Below are 19,448 nucleotides of genomic sequence, written 5' to 3'. Positions count from 1 at the left end.
CTTTTTAAACGTTGATAAAATAAAATATAGTTAGGGGGACAAATGTCAAATCAAGACAACTCAGATCATCAGGATTTAAATATTACAAATCCTCATCAGTATTGGGGAATGGACGATAAGCAAATTCAGAAGGAATCATTCAGCAATCATGATCCTGTAAATGAGTCTATTGAAGTGAAAGCAGATGATGCAAAGAAAAGATCCTTCGGTGATGGTGTGAGTTTTGGTTTATTGGCTTCTGGTCTTTCTGGATTAATTGCAATGGGGAGTATGGGGACTTTAGCGGGCCCAGTTGCCATAATTTTATTCATCATTTTTATATACTGCTGTGTCACCAAAGGCTGGAAGTTTGTTTTAGGTTATTTTTTAGTGATGTTGATCTTTGCCATCATCTTGGTTGCTGGGTTATATGTATTTATTGCTTCAATTTAACGATTGATCGAAAGTGATGAATTGATTTATTCAAAATACATCCATAGACAAGCCCAGTTAAATCCGCATGTTTCTGTTATAGGAATGTATTCAAAAGCTTTTAGGGTTTTTGAATGGTAAATATGATTTGAATGATAAATATGATCCTGAATAGATGAAAGTAAAAGCATTTTAATCAATCACCAATCAATCACCAATCAATCAGTTAAGTCATTTGATTTAGCTGATTTTTAAGAGCATATGCATAGTACTCAATCCTGAGTCAGTATACACTTCATGCATAATCACTGATCATTACGCTAATAATGTCTTTCATTCTTTCAAAAATAAATCTAGGTGTGTTTTGGTTGCTGATCGCCATTGCAACAGATGTACTTTCTACGTTTTATTCAGCCAAAGGCAATGGACTGGTCAATAAGTTTGATCAAGGCATTGCACTTGTGCTCTATATTATTTCATTTGCTTGCGCTGCCTATGCTTTAAAGTTTATGCAAGCGGGAATTTTGTATGTGCTTTGGTCAGGGCTTGGCGTGATTGCCACAGCATTACTGGCTAAAGCTTTTTTAGGGCAACATATTGATATGGCAGGTTGGATCGGTATTGCCTTTATTGTGGTGGGGCTCACGATTATTGCTCAATTTTCCAATATTGATGTGTAGCATCAGTGCCTACTCAATACGGTTATAGAGCAATCATATTGTTACACAATGCATTTATGTATTTAAATGTTGTTTAAGCATCTTCCAGTTGACAGTTAATCATCCATTGAATTCCGAATTGATCGGTAAAAGCACCATATAGTGCACCCCAAAAGGTTTTGTCTAACGGCATTTCAATGGTGCCATTGATAGACAATTTTTCAAAAAGTTCATAAGCTTTGCTTTGTTCATGTTTTTCAAGGTTGATTGAAATATAGTGATTGGTCCCGACAATGAACGGCAAATTGTTTTGTGCACAAAATTGTTCATTGACATCAGATGCCATTAAAACAATCTGATCTGTAATGGCCAATGAGATATGCATAATCTTTTGTTTATCTTCTTCACTTAGAATGACACCATCTTGTGGTGGTAGATCACCATAGCGAGACAAAAAAGTCACTTCGCCAGCAAAAGCATTTTGATAAAAGGTAAATGCTTGTTCAGCTTGACCTTGAAAGTTGAGATAATGATTGAGTTGCATGTTAATGTCCTGTTCTTTTTATAGCGGTTCTGTCTAATTTAACAAGCTTAAGATTTATTTTGCATAAACAAAGTGATTAAAATGTAAGCATAAAAAATCCCTCATGCTGAGGGATTTTTTAAATAGTCGTTCATCTTATAAATGTAGAACTTATAACAGTTCAATTGCTACAGCAGTTGCTTCACCACCACCAATACAAAGTGCTGCGATACCGCGTTTACCGCCTGTACGTTTTAACGCATGAATCAACGTGAGGATGATACGAGAACCTGTCGATCCAACAGGATGACCCAAGGCACAAGCACCGCCATTGATATTCACTTTTTCTGCATCAAGTTTGAACTCATCAATTGGACACATGGTCACCATGGCAAACGCTTCATTGATTTCCCATAGATCAACATCAGAAACATTCCAACCTGTTTTGTCTAATACTTTTTGAATTGCACCGACAGGAGCGATGGTAAATTCTGAAGGGTGTTGTGAATTCGATGCATAAGCGACAATTTTAGCCAAAGGTTTTAAGCCTTTCGCAGATGCATTATCTGCTGATGTTAATACTAATGCAGATGCACCATCCGAGATTGAGCTGGCATTTGCAGCTGTAATCGTTCCATCTTTTGCAAAAGCAGGACGTAAAGTTGGGATTTTTTCAATATTGGCATTGAATGGTTGTTCGTCTTTATCAACGACCACATCACCTTTACGTGATTTCACCGTCACAGGTGCGATTTCATCTGCAAAATAACCTTCGTTAATGGCCGTTTGTGCACGTTTGAGTGAGCGAATCGCAAATTCATCCATTTGTTCACGGGTATAGCCTTTGGTATTTGCCATATCTTGAGCAAATGAACCCATTAAGCGACCTGTTTCAGCATCTTCCAGACCATCTAAGAACATATGATCTTTAATATCGCCATGTCCCATACGGTATCCAGATCGTGCTTTGGTCAATACATATGGTGCATTACTCATGGATTCCATACCACCAGCCACCACAATATTTGCGGAACCAGCTTTAATCATGTCTGCTGCTTGCATCACAGCTTTCATACCTGAACCACATAGTTTATTGATGGTGACAGCACCTGTAGAATCAGGTAATCCTGCTTGGCGCATTGCTTGACGGGCAGGCCCTTGTTTTAGACCCGCTGGAAGTACACAGCCCATAATGACTTCTTCGACATCAGTTGGTTGTAGGCCTGCGCGAGCGATCGCTTCTTTAATGGTTACAGCGCCTAATTCAGGAGCAGTGACGCTCGATAGACTTCCTTGAAAGCCACCCATGGCTGTACGTGCACCATTGACAATTACGATGTCAGTCATTTTTTATCTCCATTTGTTGTATTGCATATTTTTTCAAATCTAAAGCAGTATATTGAAAAAAATATAAGAATAAAGGGCAAACTGTGTACGCCGATCTCTTGGTTTATTCATCTTTAAATCAAAAAATAATGTAAATACCAACATATCATCGCTAAAAATTCATTCAACATTTTTTGATTTTGACCAGTCGGGTATTTCCCATTTGACTGATAGGGATATAGAGATTTTCACCAGAAAGTTTAAAACTACAATAATAAAAAGCGCCTTGAGAGCCTCTTGGAAGTCCAGTATCGGACTGAAATGTTACAGTTTGTAAATTTGCAACACCACCACGCCACTGTAATTCACCATACTTGAAGTTGTTATTTGTGATGCGTATCACAGTTTCTCCAAATTCATATTTCTTATTATGATTATCATCAATAAAAATAATAAGTGATTTATTCCATTGGTTTTTTCCACAAGTTTGTTGATTTTCAGAGCTACATATCACGACTTCTGCCTGCCGCATTCGTGCTGTATTTTTAGCTAAACTTACTTGTTGTTGTATTAGGGGATAGATTTGAGCAATTTCTTGTTTTGCCTGAAAGCGTTCAAAATAAGGTATTCCAAGGCTAATCAAGATAATAAGGATAGCCAAGATGGCAATAAGCTCAAAAAGAGTAAACGCATTTTCTTTACAATAGGGATACATTGAGTTATCTTCTTTATAAGTTGTAATAATTTGAAATAATTAATGATTATTATGATTTTAACGATAAAAAGAGCAGTGTAAAAAGAGTTACTATTAGCTCAAATTTGCTGTTAAAATAGGCGAAACGAGAAGATAGGCTATTCACAAAAAATAATTGAGCGAAAATTTACCGAATTACAACGGAAATTGTAAGTAATTTTGTCAATAATTCACTTGATTAGATTTATCAAGCACTTGGAAAACCCTTCTAGTGTTTGTATTATTCAACGTGAGTAGCTTAAAAAAAATACTGGGGTATAAAAAAGCCTATCTCAGGAAGCCAGAAATTTTGGGCTGAGCTTGAACAACAATTGTTATATCTGGAGGATATCCATGAAATTGAGTCGTATTGCACTTGCTATGCTTGTTGCTACACCATTTGCTGCTGCTAACGCGGGCGTTACTATTACTCCGCTTTTAGTTGGTTACACATTCCAAGACACTAAACATAATAATGGCGCTGATCATTTAACATCTGCTCCTGAAATCCAAGATGATTTATTCGTTGGTGCTGCACTAGGTGTAGAATTGACTCCTTGGTTAGGTTTTGAAGCTGAATACAACCAAGTTAAAGGTGATGTTGACGGTAATGTTGGCGTTGCACCAGGTGCTGAATACAAACAAACTCAAATCAACGGTAACTTCTACGTTACTTCTGATTTGATCACTAAAAACTATGACAGCAAAATCAAGCCTTACGTACTAGTAGGTGCTGGTCACTACAAATACGACTTTGATGGTGTTGCTGGTTATAAAAAAGATGAAGGTACTCTATACAACGGTGGTGTAGGTGCATTCTGGCGTTTAAATGATGCATTGTCTCTTCGTACTGAAGCGCGTGCAACGTATAACCAAGAAGAAGATTTCTGGAACTACACAGCTTTAGCTGGTCTTAACGTAGTTCTTGGTGGTCACTTGAAACCTGCTGCTCCAGTTGTTGAAGTTGAACCTGTAGCTCCAGCTCCAGTTCCAGCTCCAGTTGAACCAGCTCCACAGCAATTGACTGAAGATTTGAACATGGAACTTCGTGTGTTCTTTGACACGAACAAATCTAACATCAAAACTCAGTACAAGCCTGAAATCGCTAAAGTTGCTGAAAAGTTAGCTGAATACCCGAATGCGACTGCTCGTATCGAAGGTCACACAGATAACACTGGTCCACGTAAGTTAAACGAACGTTTATCTTTAGCTCGTGCTAACTCTGTTAAATCAGCTCTTGTAAATGAATACAACGTTGATGCATCTCGTTTGTCTACTCAAGGTTTCGCTTGGGATCAACCGATTGCTGACAACAACACTAAAGAAGGTCGTGCTATGAACCGCCGTGTGTTCGCGACAATCTCTGGTAGCCGTACTGTTACAGGTCAATAATTTAAAGATTAATTATTGATAAAAAACGACTCTTCGGAGTCGTTTTTTTTTGTTAAAAAACAACAATAATTTAAAATAAATGTGATACAGTTTGCAAAATAAATCTACGCGTTATAACAAAAAAGAGATTGAGCAAATGTCAAAAAAATTATTTTTAACTGTATCACTTAGCGTATTGTTTACAGGTTGTGCAACACAATGTGTCATTCCAAGCCCTAAAGCAGAAAAGCAATCATATAATAAACATATATTGAATGAGCTAAAAAATGGCGTAAACATTTACTTCGAAAAGGGTTCTACTCAAGTTGAACCACAGTATTTAGCTTATTTAGATACTGTGGCTAAATCTTTAGCCCAAAATTCGAGTTATGTGTTGGAGCTTGAAGGTCATACAGATAGTACGGGATCATTAGCGGCCAACAAAAAAGTCTCTTTAAACCGTGCAAATACGATTCGTAATAAACTGATTGTTGAATACAACGTCAATCCAAACCAAGTGAAAGCATTTGGAGTGGGCCCAGACAAACCGATTGCGAGTAATGCAACTGAAGAAGGTCGTGCGAAAAACCGTCGTGTCAGTGGTATTTTAAAAATTCAATAATTCAATCATGTATCTACATTTATGTTGTAATGTTGATTGATGAACCAATAAAAAAACAGCCATGAGGCTGTTTTTTTTATGTCTAGAGCAAATCTGTTAATTTATTCGCGGTCAAGATTTAAAGGTTGTACATCCATTTCTTTATAAGAAATGATTTTGGTTTTGTTCTTCCATTTATAGCCAAACCAAATGACCAAGAACAAAGGGATGCTGATATAAGTTGACAGTAAGCCTAGCCAATCAATTTTTCCGCCCAATAATGCTTGGTAGTTTTGACCCAAAATAATTACTGAACACAAAATGAAGGCAAACCAAGGTGCAAATGGGAAAAATTTAGCCGTATATGCCAGGTCTTCAAGTTTATAACCTTGAGCGAGATAACCTTTACGGAAGCGATAATGAGAAATCGCAATGCCTAACCAAACAATAAATCCACACATGCCAGACATGTTTAGAAGCCAGTTAAACACTTCTTGTTGTCCAATAAACGTGGTTAAAAAGCAAAGTGCAGCTACAGCAGTTGTTGCATACAGTGCATGCATAGGCACACCGCGCTTATCAAGTTTGGCAAACCATCTTGGTGCTCGACCTTCACGTGCCATATCGAACAGCATACGTGTAGATGAATACATGCCAGAGTTACCTGCAGATAAAATAGCAGTCAAAATCACGGCATTCATTAGGCTTGCAGCAAATGCAAAACCCGCTTGTTCGTAAAGTAAAGTGAATGGTGAAAGTGCAATATCTTCACTTGAAGCGGCTTGTAAAAGGCGAGGGTCATCATAAGCAACTAAAGTCCCAATGATGAAAATACACACCACATAGAACAATAAAATACGCCAGAAAATTTGTTTAATCGCAATAGGAATGGTCTTTTTCGGATCTTTCGACTCACCAGCTGCAACACCAACCATTTCCGTACCTTGGAAGGAGAATCCAGCAATCATTGCTACGCCAATGAGGGCTTGAAAACCACCCACAAAAGGTGCGTCACCATGTGTCCAGTTTTGGAACGTCACCATACCTGGTGTCATCATGATTTTAGCAATCATGGCAATACCAATAATGATAAATACAATAATAGCGATCACTTTAACCAGTGAGAAAAGGAACTCACTTTCACCAAAGCCTTTCACAGTTAAGGCATTGATTCCAAATATGATAGCTAAAAAGATTGCACTCCAGTAGAAACCAGGAATATCTGGAAACCAGAATTTCATAATCAATTGTACAGCAACAAGCTCAAACGCAACGGTAATGGCCCAGTTGTACCAATAATTCCAACCGAGTGCGAAACCAAATCCGCCTTCAACGTATTTCGTACCATAGGTGAAAAACGCACCTGATGTTGGATTGTGGGTCGCTAATTCACCTAAACTGGTCATTAAGAAATAAATCATAATGCCGATCAAAGCGTATGCGAGTAATGCTCCACCAGGACCTGCGTTGGCAATGGTTGCTCCTGAGGCAAGGAATAAACCTGTACCAATCGACCCACCAATGGCGATCATATTGAGATGGCGAGCACCGAGCTTTCGCTTCAAATGCTGAGATTGATCTGTTTCGCTCATCGACGTTCCTTAAGATTTCTTCTGAGTGTTAGCAAACAACACTTTAAAGCCTTGTTGATCAGCCTTGGTTGTACACTGACCAAAGTTTTGTTCAATTAAAATTGGATAATTTAAGAAGCGATTTGCCACTATCCAGAGTTCACCACCTGACTTTAAGTGGCGACGCGCATTTTTACACAAATTTTCACTGGCATTGTAGTTTGTTTGAATCCCTTGGTGGAATGGAGGATTACTGACAATGGCATGTAAAAAGAGTGGGGCATCTTCAATACCCGTGACTGCTTTTACTTCGAGTTGCTCAGGAGTGAGTTGATTTTTTGCAAAGGTCATACGTGTTGATTCAAGTGCAAAGGCATCAACATCCATCGCAAAAATACGATTTTTCGGATTAAGCTTGGCCAAATAAGCGCTAATCACACCGGCTCCACAGCCGAAGTCCGCAATTTTACCTGAAGTTACTTGGTTTAAGTATGGCAATAAAACTGCTGTGCCAACGTCCAAATTCTTTTGACTAAACACGCCTGGCAATGCACAAATGGTCAACTCTCCATTAGGGGTATTGACTGTGTATTGTTGCGCCCAATCTGCCAAATTTTTCGAGGTAACCGTTTTTTCAATGCTGAGTTGCCACATTTGACAGTGACGTGCACTGTCTAATTTTGTGGTTTTACCAAAAGGTTGCATTTGCTTTGCAGCACGTTCAACACCACCTTTCTTTTCTCCCACCAAGAACACAGATGCACCCAGTGATAATCTGTGAATCACATTATGCAGAATATAATTCAAGAGTTCTTTTGCTTTTGGCACAAAAATGATCACTTGATCAAATTCGTGTTCAGGTAAAGTCACGCCAAAATGTACATTGGCTTGTTGGCTTAAAAAATACTGATATTCGTTAAAATTCCATGTCCAAACAGAAGATTCGATGTCTTGTTCTAGATGAGAGATTAAGTCATCTGTAGGGGCATTAATCAGTAGTACACGACCAGAAAGATATTCATGCTGTCGAATGACAACTTCACTTCTCGGATCCATTTTGACTCTCCATTGAACAACTCTGCCCAGACAATGCTGGGCAGAGTGGCTTCTGAAATGAAATTATTTCTTCGTTTCAGGAAGAATAATATTTAATAACAATGCTGCAATACCGCCTGTCGCCACACCAGAACTAAAGATGTTACGGAATAATTCAGGCAAATGCTCTAAGATTTGTGGAACTTGAGCAACACCTAATCCAAGCGCAAGTGAAATTGCAATAATAAGAAGGGCACGTCTGTCTAGTTGAATACCCGCAAGAATGTTAATGCCAGACGCTGCAACTGCGCCGAACATCACCATCACTGCACCACCTAATACCGCTTGAGGCACGGCTTGAATGACGCCAGAAACACAAGGCAATAAACCTAAAAGGACCAAAAGTGCTGCAATCCAGATACCCACATAACGGCTGGCAACACCCGTAAGTTGAATCACACCATTATTTTGGGCAAATACAGAGCTAGGGAAGGTGTTAAAAAGTCCAGCTAAGAAAGAATTTGCGCCATTGACCAAAACACCACCCTTAATGCGTTCCATCCATTTTGGACCATCAACAGGTTGGTTTGAAATTTTTGAAGTTGCAGTAATATCACCAATGGCCTCGAGTGAAGTCACAAGGTAGATAAACACCATTGGAATAAATAAACTCCAAGAAAAACTAAGACCAAAATGCATAGGTGTTGGTATCTGAACAACAGGTGAATCTTGAAGTCCTGAAAAATCAAGGTGTCCCATAACGCCAGCAAGCGCATAACCCACGACAAGTGCAATCAAAATGGCTGAACTTTTAATCCAAGTGACACGTAAACGGTTCAATAAAATAATTAAAGCCAATACAGTACAAGACATCATTAGATTGTCAGCATTGGCAAATGTTTTATCACTCATGGCTTGATAGCCACCGCCCATACTGATCAGACCTTCTTTAATCAAGGTTAAACCGATCAGTAACACCACAATACCTGTAACCAATGGAGTAATCAGTTTTTTGACCCAAGGTAAAATGCGCGATACGCCCATCTCAATAAATGAACCAGCAATCACGACCCCAAATATGGAAGCCATAACGGTGTTGACAGGAGTCCCTGCAGCAACCATTGTCGAACCAATACCAATAATAGGTCCAATAAAGTTAAAGCTGGTGCCTTGCACAATCAGTAAACCTGCACCAAACGGACCAACTTTTTTACATTGTAAAAAAGTTGCGATACCTGAAATCACCAATGACATGGATAAAATCATGTTGGTATCTTCTTTTGAGACACCGAGTGCTAAACAAATCAACAAACCTGGCGTAACAATGGGAACAATAATGGCCAATAAATGTTGAAAAGCAGCTAAAAATGCAACAAAAGGTTTCGGTCGATCATTTAAACCATAAACCAAATCAAGTTGATCTTTTTGCTCGGAAGAAGTGTTAAAGTCAGACATAAGTCGCACAGCTTGGGCAAGATGGCGCTATTCTAATCGAGATAGAGGGCTTTATAAAACCAAAAGACAGGCTTTTGTCAAAAAAAATCGAGATTGCTGCTGATCAGTCACTACTAAAAGTTTAGTTTTTTCTGTATAATTTGCCCTCAAATTAAATACGCATTGAATTTACATGTCAGATATTAAAACTCTCCGTAACATCGCCATTATTGCGCACGTCGATCATGGTAAAACCACTCTTGTAGACAAACTTTTGCAGCAATCAGGTGCTCTTGGTGATCGCGCGGGTGAGATCGAGCGTGTCATGGATTCGGGCGCTATCGAATCTGAACGTGGTATTACCATTCTTGCAAAAAACACTGCAATTAAATGGACTGATGCCCGTACAAACACTGAATACCGCATCAACATTGTGGACACCCCAGGACACGCCGACTTCGGTGGTGAAGTTGAACGTGTTCTTTCTATGGTTGACTGTGTATTGCTTCTAGTGGATTCACAAGAAGGTCCAATGCCACAAACTCGTTTCGTAACGCAAAAAGCGTTCGCACGTGGTTTGAAACCAATCGTCATTATCAACAAAGTTGATAAGCCAAGCGCGCGTCCAGATTGGGTCATCGACCAAGTATTCGATTTGTTCGATAACTTAGGTGGTACTGACGAACAGTTAGATTTCCCAGTTGTTTATGCTTCTGGTCTACGTGGTGTTGCTGGTCCTTCTCCAGAAGAACTTGCTGACGATATGACACCATTGTTCCAAACAATTGTAGACATCGTTGAGCCGCCAGCAGTTGACGTTGATGGCCCGTTCCAAATGCAGATCTCATCACTTGACTATAACAGCTTTGTTGGTGTTATCGGTGTAGGTCGTATTCAACGTGGTTCAGTTAAATTGAACACACAAGTAACTGTTATTGATAAAGAAGGTAAGACACGTAACGGTCGTATCTTAAAAATCATGGGTTACCACGGTCTTGATCGCGTGGATATTGAAGAAGCAAATGCAGGTGATATCGTTTGTGTAACAGGTATTGATGAGCTTCATATCTCTGACACCATTTGTGACCCTAAAAACGTTGAAGCATTACCAGCATTATCTGTAGATGAACCTACAGTAACAATGACTTTCCAAGTAAACAACTCACCGTTTGCTGGTAAAGAAGGTAAATTTGTCACTTCACGTAATATCCGTGAACGTTTAGACCGTGAATTGATTCATAACGTTGCTTTACGTGTTGAAGATACTGATTCTCCAGACCGTTTCAAAGTATCTGGTCGTGGTGAACTTCATCTTTCAGTTCTTATTGAAAACATGCGTCGTGAAGGCTTCGAGATGGGTGTTTCTCGTCCGCAAGTAATCTTGAAAGAAGTTGACGGCGAAAAACAAGAGCCATACGAAAACGTTACTTTTGACGTTGAAGAACAGCACCAAGGCGCTGTAATGGAACAAATGGGTCACCGTAAAGGTGAAATGACCAATATGGAAGTTGACGGTAAAGGCCGTATCCGTATTGAAGCAACTGTTCCTTCACGTGGCTTGATTGGTTTCCGTTCTGAATTCTTGACCATGACTTCTGGTACAGGGATCATGACTTCAAGCTTCTCGCATTACGGTCCTATGAAACAAGGTACTGTTGCGAAACGTCAAAACGGTGTATTGATTTCTATGGTTCAAGGTACTTGCTTGGGCTATGCTTTGTTTACACTTCAAGACCGTGGTCGTCTATTTGCTAAACCACAGTTAGAAGTTTACGAAGGTATGATCATTGGTATTAACTCTCGTTCTGATGACATGACAGTTAACCCAACTAAAGCGAAACAGTTAACAAACGTACGTGCTTCTGGTACTGACGAAGCGTTAACTTTAGTTCCTGCTGTAGAATATACTCTTGAACAAGCGCTTGAATTCATTGAAGATGATGAATTAGTTGAAGTAACACCGAAGTCAATCCGTATCCGTAAACGTTGGTTGACTGAAAACGAACGTAAACGTAATCGTTCAGGTAAATAATACCCAGATCAACATTGTTGATCTCAGGTATTGAAAAAATGCTATCCATTTATGGGTAGCATTTTTTTATATAAAAATTACCAATTTAATATAATAAAATTTATTTATTCCGATAAAATTACACGAATTTTAAATTGAAATGCGCTAATTAATTAAATGAAGAAAGATTGCTTTGCGCAGTATATTTCAATGCTTTAAAAATATGTCTTGTAAAATTTGAGGGAAATATGAGTATCATTCAAGAGTTTAAAGAATTTGCTGTCAAAGGCAATGTCATGGATTTAGCCATTGGTGTAATCATTGGTGGTGCGTTTGGCAAAATTATTGATTCATTGGTTAAAGATATCATCATGCCATTAATCTCTTGGATTCTGGGTGGCGATGTTGACTATACCAACTGGTTTGTTGTGTTGGGTGATAACCCTGGAAACATTCAAACGTTGAAAGCAGCTCAAGACCTAGGCTTAAATGTATTTGCCTACGGTAGTTTCTTAACAGTACTGATCAACTTCTTGTTACTGGCATGGGTAGTATTTTTACTTGTAAAAGTTATCAACCGTATACGTAAAACAGAACCTGCTGTAGAAGCGCCAGCCGCAACGCCAGAAGATATTGAATTGTTACGTGAAATTCGTGATGAATTAAAACGTCGTCCACAATAAGTCTTAGGTGTTTATTTTAAATATTTAGAATGAATTCTGATGCTTAGAAAGGTGCACTCTGTGCGCCTTTTCTATATTTGAAACATCGATAGTAAAAAATAATCGAATGAATACTTTCGGAATATGATGGTCATACTTGTAAAGTGGCGTAAATAAGAATAAAAAATAAGCATGGATAAAAAAATCAAGCAAGTGTTAAACGTCATTATCTTTGATTTAGACCGAACCATTTTTGATTGGGATCAGGTACAAATTTTGGCGCGTTTAAAAGTGGATAAACTGCTCGAATATTATGAGATAGATCCGCATGATTTTTGGCTAAGTTATGATAAACATCACGATGCTTTATTTCAGTCATTTGTTCAGCATGAACTCACAGCAAAAGAATATCGAATCATCAGATTTCAAAAGCCACTTGAATGTTTTCAAATTTTTGATCGTAGTCTGGCGATACAACTCAATGATTGTTTTATCGATTTTGCATTGAATCAGGCCATATTCTGCGATGGTGCTGAAGAAGCACTTCAGATTTGTAAACAGTATCCAGTTAAAAGGGTTGTATTAAGCAATGGTCCTGCACATGGGCAGAGAAAGAAAATAGAAAAATTAAAATTACACCAATGGTTTGATGCATTTTATATCAGTGAGGAACGTGAAATCGCAAAACCAGCGCCTCAGGCATTTTTACAAATTTGCGATGATTTTAATGTGCTTCCATGTACTTGTTTAATGGTAGGCGATGATCTTGAGATGGACATATTGCCTGCGATACAAACAGGTATGCAGGCATTTTGGGTGAAAAATCCAATCAAATTTCAACAACATCATAGCCATAGTCCACGACATTTAACTGAATTGAAGTCAGTTTTAGAGACTTTTGACTTTGATTATGACCATGAGTCAGAAAATTTAATCTAAATAGAAGAAAATTTGGATTAAGATTAAAAATCCATACGGAACTTAATTTCAAGTAAATGCCAGCCAAATTGACTTTTGATCGGGCCATGCAATTCACGTTCAGCCAAGGTAAATACAGCTTTATCAATAGGTGCAACAAGTTGTCCTTTTTTAATTTCACCCAGTTCACCGCCTTTTTTTGCTGAAGGACAGGTGGAATGTTGTTTCGCGATTTTGGCAAAATCTGCACCTGACTGAATTTTCTTTTTCAGTTGTTCAGCCAGTTCTTTGTCTTTAACAAGGATGTGACGGACGATGGCAGATTTCATGATTGAGTTCCTTTCACAGATTTTTTCGATGGCACTTTAACTTTTTTTAAGGGTTGGCACTCAGGACAAAATACACTTGCACGTTGCCCAAGCTTTAAGTTTTCTAATGTGGTTTCACAATTGATGCACATTTCGCCCGCACGACCATATGCCAACAGCGTTTGTTGGAAATAACCATTTTCACCCATCGCATTGGTGTAATCACGAAGTGTAGAACCACCTAAATCAATCGCTTGTTTTAAAATACGTTTGATTTCTAACACCAGTTTTTCAATTTGATTTTTAGATAGACTAGACGCAGGTTGGGCAGGGTGAATCCCAAGATTGAACAAACTTTCTGTTGCATAGATATTGCCAACACCCACCACCACATGGTTATCCATGATTGCTACTTTAATGGCGATATTTTTATTTTTAAGTTTTGAAGCTAGATATTCTGCATTGAATTGATCACTTAACGGTTCTGGACCAAGCGTATCGATGAGTTTTGTTTGTGATGTTTTATCTAACCAAAGGATACAACCGAAGCGTCTTGGATCGTGGTATCGCAACTGATCATCTTCAAATTGGATGATTAAATGATCGTGCTTTCTCAATTCGGTATTTGCGTCACATAAGCGGAAACTACCCGACATGCCCAAATGCCAGAGCATGGTGTCATGCTCAAACGCGGCCAAAATATATTTGGAACGGCGTGTGAGTTTCAACAGCTTTTGACCCTGAAGCTTTTGAATATTTTTAGGAATAGGCCAGCGTAAACTTGGATTATTCACTTGAACAGACATGACTTTTTGTCCAACTAAAGGCAATAAGCTGGTTTTGGTCGTTTCAACTTCAGGTAATTCAGGCATATGTTTGGCTAGAGATTGACGTTATTGCTTAATATCGGGGTGAGCGCATATGAATACAAGTCATATTTTCATTTAAATAAAAGTGAAAAATCATGGAGGATACAAATAGCATATCGTGTAAAAAATATGTCTAATCGATGTCTTTTTATATCAACATGAGGCACATTAAATCATTCAGTTGTTTTTTTAAATATTCAATAAGTTATTAAATTTTAAGTCATATACAAAACCAATGATGATGATTTATCACATCATAAAAAATGATGAGATTTTTCAATGAAAACACTGTAATTTCAGCACTCAATTTTTAGCACCTATTTTGCTAATCTCCCGCTGTTATTGCTGTTTTTCAAAGAGTCTGCATGAAAAAAACCAGTTTTACACTTTTTGCCTCGCTTTTATGTGTTGTAACTACGGTTTATGCAAAGCATAGCGACCAAAACAGCAGTTATAGTATCGGAGATCAAAACAGCAATAGGACACGCTTGGCACAACAGGGGATAAAATTTGATGCTGCGTTGTTTAGCGATACAGCATACCTTGTCAGTGGTGGACATCTTGCTGGTGCAAGACCAGAAACCTCTGCACATTTTAATATTGGCACTGAATTGGACATGAAAAAAATGGCCGGTTGGGATGGGGTGAAAATCCGAGCAGTTGTGTCAGCGCGTCAAGGTCAAAGTACTGGGGTACGTCATTTACAACATCCGTCTGCACCTCAACTTTCAAACTCACAAGTGACTTTTGGACGGGGGAATCAACATACACGATTATCAGAACTCTCGATTGAAAAGCAATTCAGCAATTCTGGACTCAATATAAAAGTGGGGCGTATCACCATCGGAAATGATTTTGATGTGATGGCTTGTGATTTCCAAAATAGTTCATTTTGCGGTGCTCAAATGGGTAAATGGCAAAGTAATCTTTGGATGAATAATCCTGTTGCATCATGGGGTGGGCGAGTGAGATATGACTTCGATCCTGAATTGACCATGCAAATGGGGATATATGAGTTTAATCCTGACAATGGCAAAAGTAATGCTGAAGGCTTGGGCTGGAGTTTAAGTACTGCACATGCTGATGGTGTGACTATTCCAATAGAAATGATTTGGAAACCACAATCGTTTATCAATGGGCTACCAGGAAGTTATCGTATTGGGGCTTTATACAATACTGCCCATGATCCAAATAATCAGAAAAATATCGCCACAGGATTGCCCGAAGACCACAGCACAGGGGGGTGGATTGCAATTGAACAACAGTTGACTTCTACAGGTTCAGACAAACAAGGCTTAGAAATGTTTGAAAATTTTACTTGGCATGATCAAGCGACCAATAAGATTGATAATACTGAGCAAATTGGGCTTGAGTATATTGGATTGGGGACAGATCATCCTGATGATATGATTGGTTTGGCTGTCAATCGTGTTCATTTAAATAAACATTTTGTACATGCGAAAGTTGCAAATGGGCAACATCAATTCAATGCTGAAGCAGAGTATAATATAGAGCTCAATTATAACTGTCATCTCGGTAAGAAAATTCTCATTCGTCCAGATGTGCAGTATGTTATTCATCCTGGTTCAACACATAACGTGAATAATGCCTTCGTCCTTGGTTTGAGTACAAAGGTGACATTCTAAGCCCATATTAAGGTAAAAAGATGCAAGGTAAAAAATCATGGACTCCTGCACATTTGAGTTTACTTTGTTTAACTGCGTGTATTTGTCAAAGTCTTTATGCGCAAAGTGCTGAGTCTGAATTCGAGTCAGTTGTTTTACCCACTTTAAAAATAGAAGCGGCTCGTACAGATACCAGCTGGTTAGAAACACCTGCTTCGGTATATCGAATAGATCAGAAAAATAATCAAAATAACCTCGGTGTAAACCTAACGGAAACCTTAAAAGGTGTGCCAGGGCTTCAGATCAATAACCGTGAAAACTATGCGCAAGATTTGCAAATCTCGATGCGTGGTTACGGTGCTCGCTCTACATTTGGTGTTCGTGGTATTCGCTTATATGTCGATGGAATTCCTGCGACGATGCCTGATGGTCAAGGTCAAACCTCAAATATTGACTTAAGCAGTTTGGATCACATTGAAGTATTGGGTGGACCTTTTTCATCGCTTTATGGAAACTCATCTGGCGGCACAATTTTGACCACGACCAAACAAGGTCAAGGTCGTGATTCAATTGAAATGGGATATAGCACAGGTTCACATAACAAAAATCGTGGCGATATTATTTTGCAAGGCGGTGCTGATAAAGCAGGCGAGCCAAGTTATGTGGTGAGTACCTCGTATTTTGACACTAATGGTTATCGTGAACATAGTGGCTCAGATAAAGTTTTGAGCAATGCCAAATTGACTTGGGATTTGGCAGATGGCTCTAAAATTAATTGGATGCTGAATTACGTTGATATCACAGCGGATGATCCACAAGGTCTGACACGTCCGTTATGGCAAGCGAATCCAAAGCAACAAGTACCATATTTACGCCAATTTAATGTTCGTAAAGACATTAAGCAAACCCAGACGGGTTTAACGTGGTCTAAACCGATTAATGATCAGCATCAAATTGATGCCATGGTCTATGCAGGTAATCGTGAAGTTACCCAATACCAGTCAATTCCTGATACTGCACAAAAGAATCCACGTCATGCGGGTGGCGTCATTGATTTTGAACGTAATTATTATGGGACAGATTGGCATTGGACAGGTAAAAATTTGTTACCTAACACCCGAATAACAGCAGGTTTGGCATTTGATTACATGGATGAAGACCGTAAAGGTTATGAAAATTATGTACTTGAAAATAATTTGCCTCAGTATGGTGTGAAAAGTGATTTGCGCCGTAATGAAAATAATACGTTGTGGAATTTAGACCCGTATTTGCAAGCGTCATGGAATATGATTCCAACGGTACGTTTGGATGCAGGTGTGCGTTATAGTAATGTGCATTATGAATCCAAAGATCATTATATTGTCAGTGGAAATGGTGATGATAGTGGTAAGACCGACTATGACAAAGTTCTGCCTTCAGCAGCATTAAGTTGGCAAATTCATCCATCTACAAATCTTTACGCAAGTTATGCCAAAGGTTTTGAAACACCGACATTTACGGAAATGGCGTACTCAGCCAATAATGGGATGAATTTTAATTTGAAGCCAGGCAGTAGTGATAACTATGAAATTGGTTTAAAAACACAAAATTTACTCGGTGATTTCACTGTTGCTGTATTTCAGTCTAATACTCAAGATGACATTGTCTCAGCAGGTACTTTAGATGGACGTGCAACCTATAGAAATGCGGATGAGACCTTGCGGCAGGGCGTAGAGTTATCTTGGAATAAGAAATTGTGGCGTCATTTATCTGCGCAGGCGAGTTACAGTTTTATTGATGCAACTTTTGATGCAAATGTTGAAGAAATTCGTGATCAAAACGATCCAGATAAAATTTTAGCTGCTGCAATTGATAAGGGAAATTACATTCCAGGTGTTGCCAAAAACCAAGCTTTTATTGGGCTAGGTTGGTTACCTGAAACAGGTTTCAATGCTGGTGTTGATGTCAAATACATGGATAAAATTTATGTCGATGATATCAACTCAGATACAGCGCCAGACTATATTACGGTGAATGCCGATGTTGGTTATGTATGGCGTAACGATGATTGGAAAGTTCGTACCTATGCACGTATCGATAATTTATTTGATAAAAACTATATTGGTTCCGTGATCGTCAATGATGGTAATGGGCGGTTTTTTGAACCTGCAGATGGTTTAAATTGGAGTGCAGGTTTAAGCGTGACCAAAGCTTTTTAATGACTTAGTTCTGCTAAGTAAGTTATCGGATAATGAAGCCATTTCAATGAGGAAGATGATATGTCGTTACTGTTCCAACCCATTCAATTTGGGTCATTGAAACTTGACAATAAAATTGTGATTGCACCCATGTGTCAGTATTCAGCGACGGATCAAGGTGAAGTGACGTACTGGCATGAACAGCAATGGGCTTCTTACGCATTGTCCGGTGCTGGTCTATGTATCATTGAAGCAACAGCAGTGCAACCCGAAGGACGTATTAGTTATGCTGACTTGGGTTTATGGAATGATTTGCAACGTGCTCAAATGAAGGCTTTGCTGGAAAAGGTGCGATCACTTTCACCTATGCCCATTGCTATTCAGTTGGCACATGCGGGACGTAAGGCTTCGACCGATAAACCCTGGGGTGGCCGCAACCAGATTGCACCGACAGATGAGCATGGTTGGCAAACGGTTTCTGCGAGTGATGTTCCATTTAATGAAAGTGACATTGCACCACATGCATTGACTGTGGATGAAATTAGAAAGATTGTGGATGATTTTGCACAAGCTGCGGTGCGTGCTGTGGATGCAGGCTTTAATTTAATTGAAGTTCATGCTGCACATGGTTATTTACTACATCAGTTTATGTCGCCACTTTCAAACAAACGCACCGACGAATATGGTGGCAGTTTTGAAAATCGTATTCGTTTGACTCTAGAAGTTTTCCAAGCCATTCAAAATGCAGTTCCAAAAGATTATCCAGTGGGTATTCGAATTTCTGCAACAGACTGGATGGATGGCGTAGAGAGTTGGAATGTTGAGTCAAGTATTGGTTTATCCAAAGCACTTGCTCAGTTGGGTGCTGTGTATATTCATGCGTCATCAGGTGGTTTACATGTTAAACAAGACATTCAGATTGGTGCGAACTATCAAGTTCCATTCGCCAAAGCGATTAAAGAAAATGTCGATATTCCTGTGATCGCAGTGGGTTTAATTACGGAAGCTGAGCAAGCAGAAGAGATATTGAAAAACAATGAGGCTGATGCGATTGGACTCGCACGTGCAATACAGTATGACCCACGTTGGCCATGGCATGCAGCTGCTGCGTTAGGTGCTGAAATCAAGATCAGTCCTCAATATTTACGTTCACAACCACATGGATTGAAAGCTTTATTTAAAGCCTTTTAAGTGATTTTTCAGACATGATAAAA

General features: G+C 38.9%; 18 protein-coding genes. 10 read left to right on the top strand and 8 right to left on the bottom strand.

From position 1 onward, the window contains the following. Positions 1 to 42 precede the first annotated feature (42 nt). Positions 43 to 432, top strand: coding sequence for a hypothetical protein (locus G8E00_RS13125; protein ID WP_166225250.1), 390 nt, complete (start codon positions 43 to 45; stop codon positions 430 to 432). Positions 433 to 737: 305 nt separating this feature from the next. Continuing rightward, complete coding sequence (locus tag G8E00_RS13120) at positions 738 to 1,091, top strand: DMT family transporter (RefSeq protein ID WP_166225247.1); 354 nt, start codon at positions 738 to 740, stop codon at positions 1,089 to 1,091. Between the two features lie 73 nt (positions 1,092 to 1,164). Here G8E00_RS13120 and G8E00_RS13115 read toward each other — a convergent pair whose 3' ends face one another. From G8E00_RS13115 to G8E00_RS13105, 3 genes are all read right to left on the bottom strand, one after another. Beyond that, complete coding sequence (locus G8E00_RS13115) at positions 1,165 to 1,614, bottom strand: VOC family protein (RefSeq protein WP_166225244.1); 450 nt, start codon at positions 1,612 to 1,614, stop codon at positions 1,165 to 1,167. Between the two features lie 150 nt (positions 1,615 to 1,764). After that, entirely contained in the window at positions 1,765 to 2,940 is a 1,176-nt protein-coding gene (locus G8E00_RS13110; protein WP_166012066.1) for a thiolase family protein, read from the bottom strand. Positions 2,941 to 3,103: 163 nt separating this feature from the next. Then, positions 3,104 to 3,634: a GspH/FimT family protein gene (locus tag G8E00_RS13105; RefSeq protein WP_166225240.1), complete on the bottom strand. Its 531-nt coding sequence runs from the start codon at positions 3,632 to 3,634 to the stop codon at positions 3,104 to 3,106. Positions 3,635 to 4,006: 372 nt separating this feature from the next. On the opposite strand from G8E00_RS13105, the gene omp38 reads away from it, so the two are divergent. Then, positions 4,007 to 5,044 carry an outer membrane protein Omp38 gene (gene omp38 / locus G8E00_RS13100; protein ID WP_166012064.1) on the top strand — a complete coding sequence of 346 codons (1,038 nt, stop codon included), beginning with the start codon at positions 4,007 to 4,009 and terminating at the stop codon, positions 5,042 to 5,044. 136 nt (positions 5,045 to 5,180) lie between these two features. Next, positions 5,181 to 5,645, top strand: coding sequence for an OmpA family protein (locus G8E00_RS13095; protein ID WP_166012063.1), 465 nt, complete (start codon positions 5,181 to 5,183; stop codon positions 5,643 to 5,645). A gap of 101 nt (positions 5,646 to 5,746) precedes the next feature. On the opposite strand, the gene G8E00_RS13090 is transcribed toward G8E00_RS13095, so the two are convergent. The 3 genes from G8E00_RS13090 to G8E00_RS13080 form a co-directional block, all read right to left on the bottom strand. Further along, complete coding sequence (locus G8E00_RS13090) at positions 5,747 to 7,216, bottom strand: amino acid permease (protein ID WP_166012062.1); 1,470 nt, start codon at positions 7,214 to 7,216, stop codon at positions 5,747 to 5,749. Between the two features lie 9 nt (positions 7,217 to 7,225). Then, positions 7,226 to 8,251 (bottom strand): methyltransferase, encoded by a 1,026-nt coding sequence (locus G8E00_RS13085; protein WP_166012061.1) that lies wholly within the window; start codon positions 8,249 to 8,251, stop codon positions 7,226 to 7,228. A 63-nt stretch (positions 8,252 to 8,314) separates the two neighbouring features. Beyond that, positions 8,315 to 9,685: a uracil-xanthine permease family protein gene (locus G8E00_RS13080; protein ID WP_166225238.1), complete on the bottom strand. Its 1,371-nt coding sequence runs from the start codon at positions 9,683 to 9,685 to the stop codon at positions 8,315 to 8,317. A 172-nt stretch (positions 9,686 to 9,857) separates the two neighbouring features. Here G8E00_RS13080 and typA point away from each other — a divergent pair, with 172 nt between their 5' ends. From typA to G8E00_RS13065, 3 genes are all read left to right on the top strand, one after another. After that, a complete protein-coding gene (gene typA, locus G8E00_RS13075; RefSeq protein WP_166012059.1) occupies positions 9,858 to 11,696 on the top strand; it encodes a translational GTPase TypA in 1,839 nt (612 codons plus the stop codon). Positions 11,697 to 11,923: 227 nt separating this feature from the next. Next, positions 11,924 to 12,358 (top strand): large conductance mechanosensitive channel protein MscL, encoded by a 435-nt coding sequence (gene mscL, locus G8E00_RS13070; RefSeq protein WP_166225235.1) that lies wholly within the window; start codon positions 11,924 to 11,926, stop codon positions 12,356 to 12,358. A gap of 171 nt (positions 12,359 to 12,529) precedes the next feature. Next, entirely contained in the window at positions 12,530 to 13,276 is a 747-nt protein-coding gene (locus G8E00_RS13065; protein WP_166225232.1) for an HAD family hydrolase, read from the top strand. Between the two features lie 23 nt (positions 13,277 to 13,299). Here the strand turns inward: G8E00_RS13065 and G8E00_RS13060 are convergent, their stop codons facing one another. Continuing rightward, positions 13,300 to 13,584: a peptidylprolyl isomerase gene (locus G8E00_RS13060; RefSeq protein WP_166225229.1), complete on the bottom strand. Its 285-nt coding sequence runs from the start codon at positions 13,582 to 13,584 to the stop codon at positions 13,300 to 13,302. Beyond that, on the bottom strand, positions 13,581 to 14,435 hold the full coding sequence (mutM, locus tag G8E00_RS13055; RefSeq protein ID WP_166225226.1) for a bifunctional DNA-formamidopyrimidine glycosylase/DNA-(apurinic or apyrimidinic site) lyase: 855 nt from the start codon (positions 14,433 to 14,435) through the stop codon (positions 13,581 to 13,583). The genes G8E00_RS13060 and mutM overlap by 4 nt, the downstream gene beginning before the upstream one ends. A 362-nt stretch (positions 14,436 to 14,797) precedes the next feature. Here mutM and G8E00_RS13050 point away from each other — a divergent pair, with 362 nt between their 5' ends. Genes G8E00_RS13050 through G8E00_RS13040 form a run of 3 tightly spaced genes read left to right on the top strand, consistent with a single transcriptional unit; the run spans position 14,798 to position 19,425 of the window. Further along, positions 14,798 to 16,078 (top strand): carbohydrate porin, encoded by a 1,281-nt coding sequence (locus G8E00_RS13050; protein ID WP_166225223.1) that lies wholly within the window; start codon positions 14,798 to 14,800, stop codon positions 16,076 to 16,078. Positions 16,079 to 16,098: 20 nt separating this feature from the next. Further along, entirely contained in the window at positions 16,099 to 18,255 is a 2,157-nt protein-coding gene (locus G8E00_RS13045) for a TonB-dependent receptor (protein WP_166225220.1), read from the top strand. A 60-nt stretch (positions 18,256 to 18,315) separates the two neighbouring features. Next, the gene (locus tag G8E00_RS13040; RefSeq protein WP_166012052.1) at positions 18,316 to 19,425 is read left to right on the top strand and encodes an NADH:flavin oxidoreductase/NADH oxidase; all 1,110 of its coding nucleotides are present in this window, start codon (positions 18,316 to 18,318) and stop codon (positions 19,423 to 19,425) included. The last annotated feature ends 23 nt before the right edge of the window (positions 19,426 to 19,448 follow it).

Source organism: Acinetobacter shaoyimingii, assembly GCF_011578045.1.
In the GTDB taxonomy this organism is placed as follows: domain Bacteria; phylum Pseudomonadota; class Gammaproteobacteria; order Pseudomonadales; family Moraxellaceae; genus Acinetobacter; species Acinetobacter shaoyimingii.
Note: the sequence above shows the minus strand (reverse complement) of the source record. Positions and strands in the feature narration are given on the sequence as shown.

Bases quoted from the DNA above. Each gene is read 5' to 3' on its own strand.
- G8E00_RS13125 (WP_166225250.1), top strand. From the start codon at position 43: ATGTCAAATCAAGACAACTCAGATCATCAGGATTTAAATATTACAAAT.
- G8E00_RS13120 (WP_166225247.1), top strand. From the start codon at position 738: ATGTCTTTCATTCTTTCAAAAATAAATCTAGGTGTGTTTTGGTTGCTG.
- G8E00_RS13115 (WP_166225244.1), bottom strand. From the start codon at position 1,614: ATGCAACTCAATCATTATCTCAACTTTCAAGGTCAAGCTGAACAAGCA.
- G8E00_RS13110 (WP_166012066.1), bottom strand. From the start codon at position 2,940: ATGACTGACATCGTAATTGTCAATGGTGCACGTACAGCCATGGGTGGC.
- G8E00_RS13105 (WP_166225240.1), bottom strand. From the start codon at position 3,634: ATGTATCCCTATTGTAAAGAAAATGCGTTTACTCTTTTTGAGCTTATT.
- omp38 (WP_166012064.1), top strand. From the start codon at position 4,007: ATGAAATTGAGTCGTATTGCACTTGCTATGCTTGTTGCTACACCATTT.
- G8E00_RS13095 (WP_166012063.1), top strand. From the start codon at position 5,181: ATGTCAAAAAAATTATTTTTAACTGTATCACTTAGCGTATTGTTTACA.
- G8E00_RS13090 (WP_166012062.1), bottom strand. From the start codon at position 7,216: ATGAGCGAAACAGATCAATCTCAGCATTTGAAGCGAAAGCTCGGTGCT.
- G8E00_RS13085 (WP_166012061.1), bottom strand. From the start codon at position 8,251: ATGGATCCGAGAAGTGAAGTTGTCATTCGACAGCATGAATATCTTTCT.
- G8E00_RS13080 (WP_166225238.1), bottom strand. From the start codon at position 9,685: ATGTCTGACTTTAACACTTCTTCCGAGCAAAAAGATCAACTTGATTTG.
- typA (WP_166012059.1), top strand. From the start codon at position 9,858: ATGTCAGATATTAAAACTCTCCGTAACATCGCCATTATTGCGCACGTC.
- mscL (WP_166225235.1), top strand. From the start codon at position 11,924: ATGAGTATCATTCAAGAGTTTAAAGAATTTGCTGTCAAAGGCAATGTC.
- G8E00_RS13065 (WP_166225232.1), top strand. From the start codon at position 12,530: ATGGATAAAAAAATCAAGCAAGTGTTAAACGTCATTATCTTTGATTTA.
- G8E00_RS13060 (WP_166225229.1), bottom strand. From the start codon at position 13,584: ATGAAATCTGCCATCGTCCGTCACATCCTTGTTAAAGACAAAGAACTG.
- mutM (WP_166225226.1), bottom strand. From the start codon at position 14,435: ATGCCTGAATTACCTGAAGTTGAAACGACCAAAACCAGCTTATTGCCT.
- G8E00_RS13050 (WP_166225223.1), top strand. From the start codon at position 14,798: ATGAAAAAAACCAGTTTTACACTTTTTGCCTCGCTTTTATGTGTTGTA.
- G8E00_RS13045 (WP_166225220.1), top strand. From the start codon at position 16,099: ATGCAAGGTAAAAAATCATGGACTCCTGCACATTTGAGTTTACTTTGT.
- G8E00_RS13040 (WP_166012052.1), top strand. From the start codon at position 18,316: ATGTCGTTACTGTTCCAACCCATTCAATTTGGGTCATTGAAACTTGAC.